The organism is Rhodococcus sp. D-46 (assembly GCF_011290655.1).
In the GTDB taxonomy this organism is placed as follows: domain Bacteria; phylum Actinomycetota; class Actinomycetes; order Mycobacteriales; family Mycobacteriaceae; genus Rhodococcus_F; species Rhodococcus_F qingshengii.
Map to the genome: position 1 here is coordinate 20381 of NZ_JAANTF010000003.1, position 14647 is coordinate 35027.

Below are 14647 nucleotides of genomic sequence, written 5' to 3' on the forward strand. Positions count from 1 at the left end.
CAGTCGCTGCATGACAACGACACCTTCTCCTCTCTCAGGCAAGACCGTCGTACTGATCGGCGGCGGAACAGGCATCGGGCTGCGAGTGGCGCAGCTTGCCGTCGACGCCGGCGCGCAGGTAGTTCTCGGTGGCCGAACCGCATCCAAGCTCGAAGCAGCGGCCGCGCAGCTGGGTGAGGCTGCGCACTGGTTCACCGTCGACACCTCCGACGACGACTCGGTGAAAGAGTTCTTCACCAACATCCCCAGCGTCGATGCTCTCTTCACCACGGCTGCCGATTACCAGGTCGGCTCGTTCCGTGAACAGAGCGTCGAGGAAGCGGCGTCGCCGTTCACCTCCAAGTTCTGGGGGCAGTACCGCGTCGTGCACGCTGCGCTCGACAAGCTGACACCCACCGCATCGGTGGTCCTCATGTCCGGCGCTGCCAGTGTGCGGCCACCCGCAGCTGCCGCGGCATACGTTGCAGCCAACGCGGCAATCGAGGGGCTCGGGCGGGGGCTGGCGGTCGAACTGTCGCCGATCCGCGTCAACACTGTCGCTCCCGGAACCATCGACGGGCATCTGTGGGCTCAGCGCCCGGCGGAGGTTCGGGAGGCCGCGTTCACCTGGAGCGCCGAGAACAACGTGCTCGGCCGCGTCGGGAACGAAGACGAGATTGCACAAGCGGTGTTCTATCTCTTCACCAACACGTACACAACGGGTTCCACGCTGTACCCCGACGGCGGATACGCGTTGCGTTAGACCCGTGCCATTTGGCGACTGTGTGAAATGACGACTGTGCGAAATGCATTGTCGTAACACGAAGAAACGCCAATTCGCCCATAGGCGTGACCCTGGCCACATTCGTACCGTCTTCTCCGAGAACACTTCCCAACTATTCGAGGAGTCCGTCATGAAAAACACGTCAACGACCGCCGCCGGCGGTGAAGTGTCCGACGGTGACGACTACGCGCTCACCCGCGTTCCCGACGAAGCACGATATTCGTGGTTCTCGGTGGCAGTACAGCGATTCGGTCAGGTATCGGCACTCGCACAGTTCTTGCTCGGTGCGACGCTCGGCTACGGTATGACGTTCTGGAATGCCTTCTGGGCATTGACAGTCGGGGCGGTGATTCTCGAGGTCGTCTGTATTTTCATCGGCATCATCGGGGTTCGTGAAGGGCTCAACACATCGGTGGTCGCACGCTGGTGTGGATTCGGGCACGCAGGTTCCGCGGTGATCGGTTTGGTGATCGGGGTCAGCCTGATCGGTTGGTTCGGCATTCAATCTGCTGTCTCTGCATCAGGTTTGCACGGAATCATGCCGTTTCTGCCGCAGTGGGCGTGGGCTTTGGCCTTCGGTCTCCTGATCACCGCGATAGTCCTTCGCGGGTTCGGATCCATGCAACTGATCGCCAATATCACCGTTCCGCTGTTCCTGATCCTGGTCGGTTGGGCCGTCATCGCCGAACTGCGTAATCACTCGCTGTCAGATCTGATGACATCTGCTCCAGCCGGGCCGGAGCTCAGCTTCCTCGCCGGAACTACCATCGTCGCAGGCGGTTTCATTGCCGGAGCAGTGATCACACCTGACATGACGCGCTTCAACCGCACGGCAGGCGATGTCGTGAAGCAGACGCTCGTCGGAATAACGTTGGGCGAATACGTGATCGGGCTGACCGGTGTTCTCCTTGCCCATGCCGTTCGCAGTTCCGACATCGCCACGATCATTCTCTCGTCGGTCGGTTGGGTCGGCGTTCTGATCATCGTTCTCGGCACCTTCAAGATCAACGACTGGAACCTGTACAGCTCGGGGCTCGGCGTCGTGAACTTCATCGACGTCGTGTTCGGTCGACGGATCAATCGCGCAGTTGTCACAGCAGTTGTCGGCATCACCGGTTCGGTCCTCGCGGCAGCCGGAATCCTGAACTCGTTCACCGACTTCCTGATCCTGTTGGGCGTCGGATTCCCGCCGATCGCCGGGATCATGGTGGCGGAATACTTCATCGTCAAGACATGGCGCAAGGATCTGGAGGAGAGTCGAGCTGCGGGTACCCTCCCGAACTCGGCACCCACTTGGGTACCGGCCACGCTGGTGATCTGGATCGTCTCGGCGCTGATCGGTCATTACAGCACCTTCGGCCTGCCGTCGATCAACGCGGTGGCCTCGGCCTTCGTTCTCTACGTCGTCGCGGGTCGACTCGGCCTGATTCGCGGAGTCGGACGCACCGCAACCGAAGCGCCGCAAGAGACTTCGGGAAAATCTGCGCTCACGCACTAGCACGGCACACACTGTAGAAGGGAGTTCGCGATGCGAATCGGAATCGACGTCGGTGGTACGAACACCGATGCGGTCCTGATGGACGGGACCACCGTCATCGGGCATGTCAAACACTCGACCAGCAAGGACATCACCGGCGGAATCGGCGGAGCTCTGGCGGCGCTGCAGCAGCAGTACTCGTTCTCTCCCAGCGCTGTTCAAGCAGTGATGATCGGCACGACGCACTTTCTCAACGCTCTCATCGAGCAACGCGGACTTGCACCGACAGCGGCTCTGCGATTGGGGCTTCCGGCGACCGCCGCGCTTCCGCCGATGGTGGGGTGGCCGCGAGACCTGGTCTCCGCTGTGCAAGGAAGGCACTACCTCGCTCACGGTGGGCACGAGTTCGACGGTCGTCGTATCTCGCCGCTGGACCCCGACGAGATTCGCCGCCATGCCGCCGATATGGCTCGCAGCGGTACTCGTTCGGTCGCAATATCTTCGGTGTTCTCTCCGGTCAATCTCGAATGCGAAGCGGCCGCCGCGGAGATCGTGCGTGAGGAACTCGGCCCGGACGTCGCAATTTCGCTCTCGCACGAGATCGGTCGAGTGGGTCTACTCCAGCGGGAGAACGCGACCATCATCAATGCTGCGCTGCGCGAGCTCGCCGATCACATCGTCGACGGTCTTGCCCGATCTTTGGTCGAGCACGGCATTGTCGCGCCGCTGTACCTGAGCCAGAACGACGGAACCTTGATGGACATCGAGTACGCGAGGCGTTATCCGGTGGCGACTTTCGCTTCGGGGCCGACCAACTCCATGCGAGGCGCCGCTGTTCTGTCCGGTCTGGCCAGCTGTGCGGTGATCGACATCGGGGGCACCACTACCGACGTGGGCGTATTGACCAACGGTTTCCCCAGAGAAGCCACCACGGAGGTGACGGTCGCGGGGGTACGGACCAATTTCCGTATGCCGGACGTCTTCTCGATCGGTATCGGTGGTGGTTCGGTGGTGGATGCAGACGGACTCACAGTCGGACCCGAATCTGTGGGATACGAATTGGGTTCACGGGCACTCGTATTCGGCGGTGACACGTTGACGGCCACCGACATAGCCGTCGCGGCAGGCTTGGTCGACGTCGGAGATCGCAGTGCGGTGGCGCACCTCGACCGCGGCCTGGTGTCGACGGCACTCGACCGGATCTCGCGCCGAGTCGCCGACGCCGTGGAACAGATGCGGACCACGTCGGATCCACTTCCCGTTGTGGCGGTTGGCGGGGGATCGGTACTGCTGGAGCGTGAACTCCCGGGCCTGGGAACGGTGATTCGTCCTGAGCGCTTCGATGTTGCCAATGCGATCGGCGCTGCGATCGCGCAGGTCAGTGGTGAGGTAGATCGAGTCGAAGCGGTGCGGGACGGGCACCGGCAGGTTTTTGCCGACGATGCTCGCCAGGAGGCGATCGATCGGGCAGTCGCCGCAGGCGCACGGCCCGAGTCGGTGCAGATCGTGGAGTTCGACGAGGTCCCGATTCCGTATCTGCCGGGCAACGCAACACGTATTCGAGTGAAGGCAGTCGGTGACTTGGCACTGCACAGTGGTTTGGTCTCCACCGGTCAGGAGGGCTCACGATGAGTTGGACACTACGAACGGCGGATCTCGACGACCTCGCCAGGGGCGCAGCCTTGTTGGGCACCGGCGGCGGGGGAGATCCGTTCGTCGGCAAGATGTTGGTCACGCAGGCGCTCGGTGAGGCCGGTGAAATCACAATTCTCGATCCGGAGGAGCTTGACGACGACGCGTGGGTGATTCCCGTCGCGCAGATGGGTGCCCCGACCGTCGTGGTCGAAAAGATGCCGCGCGGAACCGAACCCGAGCTGGCGCTGATCACGTTGGAGAAGCACACGGGTCGAACTGCAGATGCCACGATGCCGATGGAGTGCGGCGGAATCAATTCGATGATTCCGTTGCTGGTGGCCGCACGGCGCGGCCTGCCGGTTGTCGACGCCGACGGGATGGGACGAGCCTTTCCTCAGCTCGAGATGGAAACCTTCTCGGTGTACGGGATTTCGGCGAGTCCGCTCGCCATGGCGAACGAGCACGACGAGGTGGCGATCTTCGACACCGGAAGTGACAACAGCAGATTGGAGGGCCTCGCCCGCGGGGTGACGTCGAGGTTCGGTGGGATGGCGCACATCGCGCAGTACTCGATGACGGGTGCAGATGTGAAGCGGACGGCGATCCCACGGACTCTGTCGTTGGCCATGACCATCGGCCGGTCCATCAGACTTTCACGTGAGCAGCGGGTGGACCCGGTGCAGGCGCTTGTCGACAGTCTCGCCGACACGCTCTACGGATACGGGCGAGTTCTCTTTCACGGCAAGGTGATCGATGTCGACCGGCGAACCGATGAGGGGTTCGCTCGGGGTTCGGTGCGGATCGCCGGCGTCGGAGACGAAGAGCTGGAAGTTCAGTTCCAGAACGAAAATCTGATCGCCGTCCAATCCGGAGTGATGGTGGCGATCGTGCCAGACCTGATCTGCATCGTCGAGGCCGATACCGCCGAACCCGTCACCACCGAGGGCTTGCGGTACGGGCAGCGCGTTGCGGTCATCGGGATCGCGACCCCACCCATCATGAGAACCCCGGAGGCACTGGCGGTCTTCGGCCCGGCTAGCTTCGGGCTCGATCGCCCGTTCCTGCCGGTGGAGACACTCGAGCAACCTGTACTGGCAGAATAGCGAGCCGTGAGCAGGCTGCACGCGGTCCGGGAGGCCGACCTCGACGCGATCGCAGCGGGGGCGGTGGTCCTGGGCTGCGGCGGGGGCGGCGATCCACGCTTGTTCGTGGAATTGCTGCGTCCACTGATGACGTCTACTTCGGTGGAGGTCATCGCGCCGGACCAGTTGCCGGAGGAGGCATTGGTGATGCCGGTGGGAATCGTCGGATCGGCCCTGGCCTTGGAGGAGCAATTGCCCTCCGGGCGTGAGTTTGCAGATACTGCAGCAGCTTTGACGCGCTGGACCGGGAAGCGTCCGACCGCGGTGATGACTTTCGAAGGCGGTGGACTCAACGCTCTCTCCGGCATTGCTGCGGCGTTGGCGTTGGGAATTCCCGTGGTCGACGCGGACCTGCTGGGTCGAGCGATGCCGCGGCTCGATCACTTCTCTCTCGCCGCAGCCGGGTTGGAATTGTGCCCGGTCACACTCGCCCAGCCCGGCGGCCTCATTACCGTCGTCGACGGAGTGGATGTGCTCGGCGCCGAGGTAGCAGTGCGGTCGTTGATCGGGAGAACCAGCGGTTGGGGTGCTCTGGCGATCGCGTCGATCGATGCGCGGACGGTGCAGGAGGCGTGCATTCCGGGAACTCTGTCTCGGGCGCACGAACTGGGTCAGCACATCGGGGCACTGGGCAGCTGGCGGCAGATCGCGGAAAGCTCCGGGGCTCGAGTACTGGGGGCAGGCCGGGTGCGTGCGGTGCGTCGTAGTCGTCCGGACACCGGAGATCGTCGGGGCAGCGTGATTCTCGAGCACGGTTCTGCGGTGATACGAGTCGAATTCGAGAGTGAGTTCCTGACCGTCGCGTTGGACGGCGAGATGATTGCAACGTGCCCGGACATCGTGACGTTGCTCGACGTGCGGACCGGCGCCTTCGTCTCGTGTGAATCCGTGCACCAGGGGCACGATGTGGCCGTGTTGGTTCTTCCCGGTCCACAGTGGTGGGCGGAAGAAGTGGGCAGATTGAAAGTTGTCGGCCCGCGGGCATTCGGGATCGACCACGACGCAGTGCTGATGGAGGCGCGATGAGCGCGAGTGTTTCGGCGTTGCTGAACAACCCGGCCTTTGTCGGGCTGTATCGACTGGCCGGGGAGGGTGATCCCGTCGTGACGACAGTGGGAGCACTCACCGGGGAATCGGCACAGTCGGCCGAGGCCGTGTCGGATGCGGCGAGTTCAGGATCAGTTCTGGTGATTCTCGATCGAATCGACATCGGGGAGTGGAGATTCGACGCTCTCCTTCGGCGCACAGCGGCGACCGGCTGCCAGGTGGTCGCTGTGCACAGCACTGCGGCGGAGGATGCGAATCTCTCGTTGCTTGCCGATCGGCTCGGACTGGTGGTGCTCGGAGTATCCGACCCGTGGCAGTTCAGCGTGGATCTTCGTGATCTTCTCTCGAATTCGCGGGCGGTGATGGCCGACGCAGTACTGCGGGCGACACACGCGGGCCAACGAGCCGGAGGAAGCGTCGAGAATCTTCTGTCGGTGCTACTGAACACTTTTCAGCGTTCATTCTTTCTCCTGGACTCGTCCGGACGTCCGATGACCGGCGCCGACCTGTTGTCAGACACTGATCGAGCAGCCGCCGGTATGTTGTCGGGTCGCGGGGCGCCCACCACGGTCGAATTGGACTCCGGCGGGGTCCTGATTGCGTGCCCGGTGATGTCCGGCGCAGCCCGAGAGCCCTGGCTGGCGGTGCTACTCCCGGTGCGTCAAAGCGTCGAAGAGGCTTCTCTCTCAGTGGTTCTCGACGTGGCCTCGTTGGCTGCCGGGCACCGACTGGCCGTTGCGCGCATGGTCGACGAGCGTGAAGCGCGCCGGCGTAGCGCGTTGCTCGGTGAACTGATCGACACGTCAGCAGACGCCACACCCGGACTGCTCCGGCGCGCACTCGACGCGGGTTGGATGCTGGACGGATGGCACATCGGCATCAAAGTCCTGGCGGTCGGTGAGGTCGACCTGGTGGCAAGACGCAGCGAGGTTGCAGATGCTCTCGCCGCCGAGGGAATCGACGCCAATGTCGTGGAACAGGCTGACGGCTGGGCGGCGTGGACGACTCTGCCAGGCGAGCCGCGACCGGAGGCGATCACCAGGATCGCCGAGTGCATCCGTGCAGCTCAGGCCAGGTTGGAACCCACGATGGAGACCTGGGTAGGTGTGGGACGCGCACACGACGGTCCGGCCGGAATCGGTTCGTCCCTGTCGGAGGCCGGGGATGCCGCTCGGCTCGCCGGTTCCCGATCTCAAACAGGTCGATTCCTGCACGTGGACCGCCTCGGGCTGGCGCAGTTGCTGCTGGCGTGGACGCGAACCGACACCTTCCAGCCTGCGGCCGCAGCATTGCTCGCACCGCTACGCGATTCCAATGGAGAGTTGCTCGAGACTCTGTCGACGTACCTCGACGAAGAATCGTCTCTGGCTCACACCGCAACCCGAATGGGGTTGCACCGCAACACCGTATCGAGTCGGATCGATAGAATTCAGCGCCTTCTCTCGGTGGATCTCGCAGATCCGGAAACGAGACTCGCGCTCCACCTTGCTTGCCGGACCATCGCGCCCTGACGGAGATCTTCGCGGCTTCGTCTTGACAAGCACGGGAGGTTCCTGCCATCCTCGTTGCCAGGTCACGAGTACCAGTGTTCAGCCCCGGCTTGCTGGTCGGCAACCCTCCTCCGCGGTGGGGTGCTCCGGGTGACGACCCGGCTGCGTTCGAAAACGAATGCGGCAAGCGCGGACTCTTCCGGGGCCATCTCCCGACGAACGAGTCCTTGAACGTGAGGATTGTCTTCGATGACTGCTGTATTGAGTGCCGACACCTGCTGCACCACCGCGATTGCCAAGGTTTCGGGTGCCGACCTGCAGGTTCCATTGGTTCAGGGTGGCGAATGCTCCTACGCCAACTTCGACTACGCCGCGAGTGCGCCGGCATTGGCCCAGGTCACCGACCGTATCGCCGAGTTGCTGCCGACATACGCCAGCGTCCACCGCGGTGCCGGCTACGCGTCCCGGATCTCCACGCTCACCTACGAGAACGCTCGTGAATCCGTTGCTCGTTTCGTGAACTGTGCCGACGATCAGGTTGTCGTCTTCACCCGGAACACCACCGATTCGCTGAACCTGCTTGCGCAGTGCGTCCCCGGCAGCACCGTCGTCCTCGACGTCGAGCATCACGCAAACCTGTTGCCGTGGAACGACGCTCGTATCGTCACCGCCGCAGACACCATCGAAGAAACGATCGAGCGTCTGATCGGTGAACTGTGCACCAAGCCTGCCGCGCTGCTCGCAATCACCGGGGCCTCCAACGTGACCGGTGAGATCCTGCCGATTGCACGTTTGGCTGACATCGCTCACCGTTGCGGCGCACGTATCCTCGTCGACGCTGCTCAGTTGGCTCCCCACCGTCGCATCGACCTGCAGGAATGCGGCGTCGACTACGTAGCGTTCTCGGGCCACAAGCTGTACGCGCCCTTCGGCGCCGGCGTTCTCGTCGGCCGCCGTGACTGGCTCGACGAAGCTCAGCCGTACCTCGCCGGCGGCGGCGCCGTGCGTGAGGTGACCATCGAATCCACCGAGTGGGCTTGCGCGCCCGCACGCCACGAGGCGGGTTCCCCCAACGTGCTCGGTGCGGCTGCCATCGCGACCGCCTGCGAAACCCTGCACGCCCTGGACTTCGACGTGATCGCCGAGCATGAGAAGGCGCTCACCGCCCAGCTCACTGACGGCTTGTCCGCCATCGAGGGCGTCTCACTCGTGCGACTGTGGAACGACGCTCCTGACGCCGTCGGAATCGTCACCTTCACCGTTGACGGATTCGAAGCGGGCGAGATCGCCGCATTCCTCTCCGCCGAGCACGGCATCGGAGTTCGCGACGGTCGCTTCTGCGCACATCCGGTTCTCGCGCGCCTCGGCCTCTCCGGCGGTGCAGTTCGCGCCAGCCTCGGCCTCGGTAGCAGCTCGGACGACGTGACGCGGTTGGTCGACGCCGTGAACATCCTGGTTTCGAATCAGCGTGATTGGAAGTACGCGAAGACGGCAGGTGCGTGGAACCCTGTGCCCGAGACCCGCCCCTTCCTCGGAGCCGCAGACGACAATGCCGGCGCAGCCGAGTGCGTCTGAGCTGAGCTCGGTCCCCGAAAACTCGAACGGACAACTAGCATGGCAGCCATGGCACCAGCGGATTTTCCCGCCACCCCTTCGAGAGTGAGCATCACTCTCGGTCAGTGGTGCCGTCGCCATGTCGATCTGTGCCGCACCTCTTCAGGAATGTGTTCGAGCTGACGATTCGTCTCGCTCATCCCATACTTTTCTGATTTTCGGAGGTCTCACATGTCTTCACTCGCTTCGCATTCTCTGCACGTAGCGGTCGAGTTGACCGGATTCGGTCACCATCCGGCCGCTGAGGGCGCACCCGGCAACCTGCCCATCATCGGCGGCGACTACTGGGTGGACCTCACCGAGGGTGAAAAGGCTCTCGATTTGGCTTCATTCCCTACCAATGTGGTTCGGATTCGCGCTGCGGATCTGCGTGAGGCACAGCTCGAACGCGCACGTATACGCGCTGCCGTCGCCGAAGAAGGACGCGATCCCGACAGCGTCGCAGTGCTGGTCGATCTCGAGATTCTGATCGCGCCGGAGGCTCGCTCCGCTCGTAAGGAGCTTGCGCAGTTGGACAGCGCGTTGACCTCGCCGCGGGTTCCCGTTTCGCTTCATTACGTCGGAACGCCTTCCGGTCTCGGCAGTTTGATCGCCGATATCCGAGCTGCGGAGGTCGCCGACGGCGTTACGTTGCTGCCTCTCGCATTGCCTCGATCGCTCGAGCATCTGGTGGACAGCACCATTCCGTGGCTTCAGGATCGCGGACTTGTCACACCGTCCACCGCAGTCGACGAGGTTCTCGGGCGTTTCGGACTGCCGCCCCGTCAGCGCACGCTTGCATCCTGATCGTCACCGATTGCATCTGCGTACAGGTGGAACAGCGACGGTAATTCGTCGGCACCGTCCACCTGTGCCAGAAGCGTCCAGCACTGCGCAGTGATCGACCGAGCCCTCGTGCCGATCCAGTTGGTGGGCAGTAGTTCCGGCGGCAACAGCGGATCCGGTTCCATGGCTCGCGTGAATTCCGCCGCGAGTTCGATGGTCATCGTGACAGCATCGGTACCCGGACTGTTCTGCAGTTTGTGCAGGCGTGCGGTCGCTACGTCGAGTAGCCGTTCGTATCCGTCAGCGATCTGGTCCAGTGGCCACAACTGCGCGGCAATCTTCACGGGGTCTTCGAGAGTGCCCACTTTCAGATCTCGAGTGGTGAGAGAAGACAGGTGCTGTTCGACGTCGAGTTCGGCGGCCGCATCGCGAATATACGGTTCCCAGGCGTGCGGCGAGACGTACAGACCGCCCTGGACGAGCGCGCCGCCGAGGTAAACGACCTTGGTGCGCAGCGCATCTCGCCCTTTCCGTGACGACTCCGGAATTGCGAATCCGGCCAGGTGCCAGTACCCGTCCCACGGCGTCACAGTGTCGCGGTCTTGTCGATAGGCCAGCCGAACGAATTCGACGTCGGGTTCCATCTCGCGCAGGGCTTTCGGCGTTGCTCGTAGCGTGGCCTGCCGCCCGCGACCTTCCTGAGTGAACTTCCCCTCGGTGACCAACCGCTTGATGCACAGCCGAACCTGTTGATCAGTTTTGCCGAGGGCGTCGGCGGTGGCATAGAGGGTGCGTCCGTCGACAGTTCCGTCCGTGCGCAGTAGTCCCTCGATCAAGATCCTCGTGGGTACATCGACGTCCCTGTCGGTCATCGCCATGTCCTTTCCTCGCTTCTCGACATCTTCGCCCACAACTGTACTATCGAATGCAATACGATCGTTTCAAATTCGTACGTTAGGGCGGGAAGATGGCAGCGGAATCGATGAGCGAGGGCAAGAGTAAGCCTCGTTTACGCAGGTGGATGGTTACTTCCCTGGCGGTGGTCGTTGTTCTGATCGCGACTCTGGTGGGCTGGACGCTGTACCAGAACACCTATGACATCCGTGAGGAAAAAGTGACGATCACCGGGGGATCGGTGCCGCTCCAGGGAGTCCTTGCACTGCCCGAACACGGTGACGGTCCCTTCGGGCTCGTGGTTTTGGTCCACGGAGACGGCCCGGTCGATGCAACACATGAGACGTTCTATCGACCGGTGTGGGAGGCGTTCGCAAAGGCGGGGTACGCGTCACTCTCCTGGGACAAGCCGGGGGTGAATGGGGCACCGGGCAATTGGCTCGACCAGAGCATGGACGATCGCGCGGCAGAAACGGAAGCGGCAATCGAGTGGGCGCGGGGACGTTCGGATATCGATCCGTCTCGGATCGGTCTGTGGGGTGCAAGCCAGGCAGGGTGGGTGATGCCCAAGGTGGTGAACCTCGACCCGGACGTAGCGTTCGTCATTGCCGTGGGTCCCGCGATCAACTGGCTCCAACAAGGCGAATTCAATACCCTAGCCGAACTTTCCGAGAGAAATGCGTCGGCCGACGAGTTCGAGAAAGCGCGGGTCGATCGTGCGAAGAACTTAAATCAGTTGGCCCGTGATGCATCGTTCGACGATCTCGTGGCCTCCGGCGAGGCCGACGGTCTCACCGAAGACCGGTGGAACTTCATCCGAAAGAACTACCTCTCGGATGCGCGAGCCGATCTCGAAACCGTGAAGGTTCCGGTGCTCTTGATCATCGGCGGACAAGACGTCAACGTCGACGTGGCTGATACCGAAAGGGTGTACCGCGAATTACTCGACTCGCCAGGGCAGCTGGTGGTCAAGAAGTACCCCGACGCCACTCACTCGATTGTGGAGAAGGACCTCGAAGACTCGGAATTGATGTCGGCTCTGGTGGCCGTTCTTGCTCCCCGTTCGATCTTCGCTCCCGGCTATCTAGCGGATCAGACTGCATTTTTGGAGGGAATTCATGGCTGACGGAATCACGGTTGTCGCACTGGGTGGTGCCGGTGCCATGGGCTCGGCAGCAGTGCGTCTGGCCGCAACATTGCCGGGAATCGGCAAGGTAGTAGTCGCGGATCGCGATATCGATGCTGCGAAGCGTCTTTCAGTTGAACTGGCGCAGGCCTCAGCGGAGGTCGAGGCGCGCAGCATCGACGTCACGGACGGTCGCACGCTACGTGAATTGCTTGACGGCGCAGACGTGGTCGTCAATACGGTCGGACCGTTTTTCCGTTTCGGCGTCGGCATTCTCCAGGCAGCGATCGGGACCGGGACTCACTATCTCGACATCTGCGACGACTGGGAGCCGGCCGTCGACATGCTGGAATTGGACTGTGCCGCGAGGGGAGCCGGAATCTGTGCGGTAGTCGGCATGGGCGCAAGTCCCGGGATGAGTAACCTCCTGGCCGCGATGGCAGTCTCGCGATTGGACGTGGTCGACGATCTGTATACAGCCTGGCCGGTTGATGTCGAGGGCGAGGACGAGTCGGTGGACACATTGAGTGCAGCCGCCGTTCACTGGATGCAGCAGATCAGCGGCCAGGTTCCGGTGGTTCGTGCGGGGCGAATCGTCAACGAAGAACCGTTGCGTTCCATCGCACTCGAACTGCCCGGCGGACGTCGGGGGAACGCTTACGTGGTCGGGCATCCGGAGCCGGTGATGTTTCATCGGACCATCAATCCTGCGGGGCATTCGGCAAATCTGATGGTCATCACACCGGAAACCGTGGCGTTTCTCGACGTTCTCCGCGCCGACATCGACAAGGGGAGAATCGATCTCGACTCGGCCGCCGAAGAATTGGGCAAGCCTTCGCTCGGACGGATGATCCGCGCTGCGCCTCGAATGCTCACGCGCGCCGGCCACGGATCCCTGCCGTTGTTCTTCGCCTCGGCGACAGGGGCGCTCGAAGGTCGAAAGATGCGCGTCGTGGCCCGGATTGCAGACGATTCACCGGTGTCGGAGTTGCTGTCGGACATGGCCGGTGCAACCGGAATCCCCTTGGCGCTCGGCCTTGCTCAGGTGGTGTCCCGGCTCGCCGACGGAACGATTTCGGATCGGATCGGTGTGCACTCACCCGAGAGCGTCGTCGACCCGGAAGTTCTGTTCACTGCGCTGGCGCGGTTGTTCGATCGAACCGACTGGAGTGAGATCGTCACCGTCGAATCCGAGTTCCGCTAGTCAGTTCGCGGCGTGTGATCCGATGCGACTGCGGATTTCGGTCTCGACGCGATCGGCGTCCTTGGGGCTGAACGAAGGCGATCCGTGGCCGGCGAGAGTGAGTACCACCGCGGTCTCCTTCCACGGGCGTGAAAGATCCAGGCTGTACCACGAGCTGAAATCTGTTGTTCCCCAGATTCGTAGGCGTCCGCTCAGCCATGACATGACTCCGAGGTCGACGGATTCGATCTGCGAGTACAGGACGAACTTGCTGACAAACGGAAAGTAGTAGTGGCGGATCGTGACGCCCTGATCGTCGATCCGGACGGTTCGGTCCTCGTAGATTGTCGATGTTCCTGCACTCACAGTGATAACCCGGTTCCTGCTGGTCGATGCTCTCGATGGCTGCCTGAAAACCAACCATACAGTCTCTATTGGGACAGGCTGCGAGCGCGGGCGTCAAGCGCTGGTGGGCCTTGAGACGACGAGATCACTCACCGCGATCTGAGCGTTGCCGATTGCCGCCTGAACCGGTTCGCAACTACTCGATGCTCTGGCGAGCGCAAGAACTGCGGTGAGTAGGGCGGCGTCGGGCTCTCCTTCGAACGGTCCGCTCTGGACGTCGAACTTTCCAGCGCGCAACTGCTTTCGGGCATTGATTCCAAGTTGTGAAATGACCTCGTCCATCGCGGTCAGGCACTGGGCGAGCGCGCCGATCGACCAGTAGAGATCGGCAGCGACGACGGGTGTCTGCGATGCCACGGTACCGGCGCGGCGCAATCGGTGGTGAGTGTCTCGGAGTATCTCGGGCAGCCTGTGGTCTGCGCAATGTTCCATCCCGCCGCCTCCGTAAGGTGTAAAGTTAGGTTATTCAATTACGGTAGGGCAGGACGGTAAGGGATGCAAGTAGTTTTAGACGATTACGTCGTCGGTGCGTCGTTCGCGACCGACCTGGTCAACACCTCGCCCCGGGTCTGGGTGGAGGCAGGTGACGCGTTGGCTGACCCCCAGGCGCTTCACGATCTACTGGATGAACATGGACTCTCGCCGGATGCGCTCCGCAACGGGCGTCGGCTTACCAGCGGTGAACTTGCCGACGTGCAGGCACTCAGAGAGGAGATTCGTTCGATTCTCGATGCTCCGACTTCTGATGAGCTCGTTGATCGCACTGATCAATTCCTGCAGACTGTCCCGCATCACGTTCGACTCGTGCCTGATGCCCAGTACGGCTATCGATGGAATGCGGTACCGGACAGCAGAATCGATCTCGCGGGTGAGCTTGCGTTGTTGATCGGCTACTCGTTGCTGGGGACTCTGCGCACATTGGGGTACGAACGATTCCGTCCATGCGCATCGCCGACGTGCAACGGGGTGTTTGTCGATACGAGCAGGGGAGGGCGACGCCGATACTGCATGCCGGCGTTGTGCGGCAACCGAATCAACGTCGCGAATCACCGTCAACGGCAGCGTCGTACTTAGCGTCTGCGCTTGCCCGGTCGATAGTGACAATC

Annotated in this window: 14 protein-coding genes and 1 riboswitch; of the genes, 11 read left to right on the top strand and 3 right to left on the bottom strand. The window is 62.5% G+C overall.

All coding sequences use genetic code 11. The features are described 5' to 3' along the window. Nucleotides 1-10 precede the first annotated feature (10 nt). The 8 genes from G9U53_RS08115 (at nucleotide 11) to G9U53_RS08150 (ending at nucleotide 9954) form a co-directional block, all read left to right on the top strand. Nucleotides 11-742, top strand: a complete 732-nt coding sequence (locus G9U53_RS08115; RefSeq protein ID WP_054828021.1) for an SDR family oxidoreductase — start codon at nucleotides 11-13, stop codon at nucleotides 740-742. A 151-nt stretch (nucleotides 743-893) separates the two neighbouring features. Next, nucleotides 894-2261 carry a cytosine permease gene (locus G9U53_RS08120; RefSeq protein ID WP_007727143.1) on the top strand — a complete coding sequence of 456 codons (1368 nt, stop codon included), beginning with the start codon at nucleotides 894-896 and terminating at the stop codon, nucleotides 2259-2261. A 30-nt stretch (nucleotides 2262-2291) separates the two neighbouring features. Continuing rightward, nucleotides 2292-3872, top strand: a complete 1581-nt coding sequence (locus tag G9U53_RS08125) for a hydantoinase/oxoprolinase family protein (RefSeq protein WP_058039288.1) — start codon at nucleotides 2292-2294, stop codon at nucleotides 3870-3872. Continuing rightward, entirely contained in the window at nucleotides 3869-4978 is a 1110-nt protein-coding gene (locus tag G9U53_RS08130; protein ID WP_058039287.1) for a DUF917 domain-containing protein, read from the top strand. The genes G9U53_RS08125 and G9U53_RS08130 overlap by 4 nt, the downstream gene beginning before the upstream one ends. Nucleotides 4979-4984: 6 nt before the next feature. Beyond that, nucleotides 4985-6043: a DUF917 domain-containing protein gene (locus G9U53_RS08135; protein WP_058039286.1), complete on the top strand. Its 1059-nt coding sequence runs from the start codon at nucleotides 4985-4987 to the stop codon at nucleotides 6041-6043. Next, a complete protein-coding gene (locus tag G9U53_RS08140) occupies nucleotides 6040-7575 on the top strand; it encodes a helix-turn-helix domain-containing protein (RefSeq protein WP_054187864.1) in 1536 nt (511 codons plus the stop codon). Before G9U53_RS08135 ends, G9U53_RS08140 begins: the two co-directional genes overlap by 4 nt. 60 nt (nucleotides 7576-7635) lie before the next feature. After that, nucleotides 7636-7750: riboswitch (SAM riboswitch) on the top strand. Nucleotides 7751-7803: 53 nt separating this feature from the next. Then, entirely contained in the window at nucleotides 7804-9129 is a 1326-nt protein-coding gene (locus tag G9U53_RS08145) for an aminotransferase class V-fold PLP-dependent enzyme (RefSeq protein WP_003941108.1), read from the top strand. A 210-nt stretch (nucleotides 9130-9339) separates the two neighbouring features. Beyond that, the gene (locus tag G9U53_RS08150; RefSeq protein ID WP_058039285.1) at nucleotides 9340-9954 is read left to right on the top strand and encodes a hypothetical protein; all 615 of its coding nucleotides are present in this window, start codon (nucleotides 9340-9342) and stop codon (nucleotides 9952-9954) included. Here the strand turns inward: G9U53_RS08150 and G9U53_RS08155 are convergent. Then, nucleotides 9933-10811: a DNA-binding transcriptional regulator gene (locus tag G9U53_RS08155; RefSeq protein WP_058039320.1), complete on the bottom strand. Its 879-nt coding sequence runs from the start codon at nucleotides 10809-10811 to the stop codon at nucleotides 9933-9935. The two genes, G9U53_RS08150 and G9U53_RS08155, sit on opposite strands and share 22 nt — an antisense overlap. A gap of 143 nt (nucleotides 10812-10954) precedes the next feature. On the opposite strand from G9U53_RS08155, the gene G9U53_RS08160 reads away from it, so the two are divergent. Together G9U53_RS08160 and G9U53_RS08165 are read left to right on the top strand one after the other, a co-directional pair. Then, on the top strand, nucleotides 10955-11953 hold the full coding sequence (locus tag G9U53_RS08160; protein ID WP_058039319.1) for an alpha/beta hydrolase: 999 nt from the start codon (nucleotides 10955-10957) through the stop codon (nucleotides 11951-11953). After that, complete coding sequence (locus tag G9U53_RS08165; protein ID WP_058039284.1) at nucleotides 11946-13157, top strand: saccharopine dehydrogenase NADP-binding domain-containing protein; 1212 nt, start codon at nucleotides 11946-11948, stop codon at nucleotides 13155-13157. The genes G9U53_RS08160 and G9U53_RS08165 overlap by 8 nt, the downstream gene beginning before the upstream one ends. On the opposite strand, the gene G9U53_RS08170 is transcribed toward G9U53_RS08165, so the two are convergent. Further along, nucleotides 13158-13502: a hypothetical protein gene (locus G9U53_RS08170; RefSeq protein ID WP_042450522.1), complete on the bottom strand. Its 345-nt coding sequence runs from the start codon at nucleotides 13500-13502 to the stop codon at nucleotides 13158-13160. It lies immediately after the preceding gene. Nucleotides 13503-13595: 93 nt separating this feature from the next. Beyond that, nucleotides 13596-13973, bottom strand: coding sequence for a hypothetical protein (locus tag G9U53_RS08175; RefSeq protein ID WP_042450525.1), 378 nt, complete (start codon nucleotides 13971-13973; stop codon nucleotides 13596-13598). A 63-nt stretch (nucleotides 13974-14036) separates the two neighbouring features. On the opposite strand from G9U53_RS08175, the gene G9U53_RS08180 reads away from it, so the two are divergent. Continuing rightward, the gene (locus G9U53_RS08180; RefSeq protein WP_058039283.1) at nucleotides 14037-14615 is read left to right on the top strand and encodes a CGNR zinc finger domain-containing protein; all 579 of its coding nucleotides are present in this window, start codon (nucleotides 14037-14039) and stop codon (nucleotides 14613-14615) included. The last annotated feature ends 32 nt before the right edge of the window (nucleotides 14616-14647 follow it).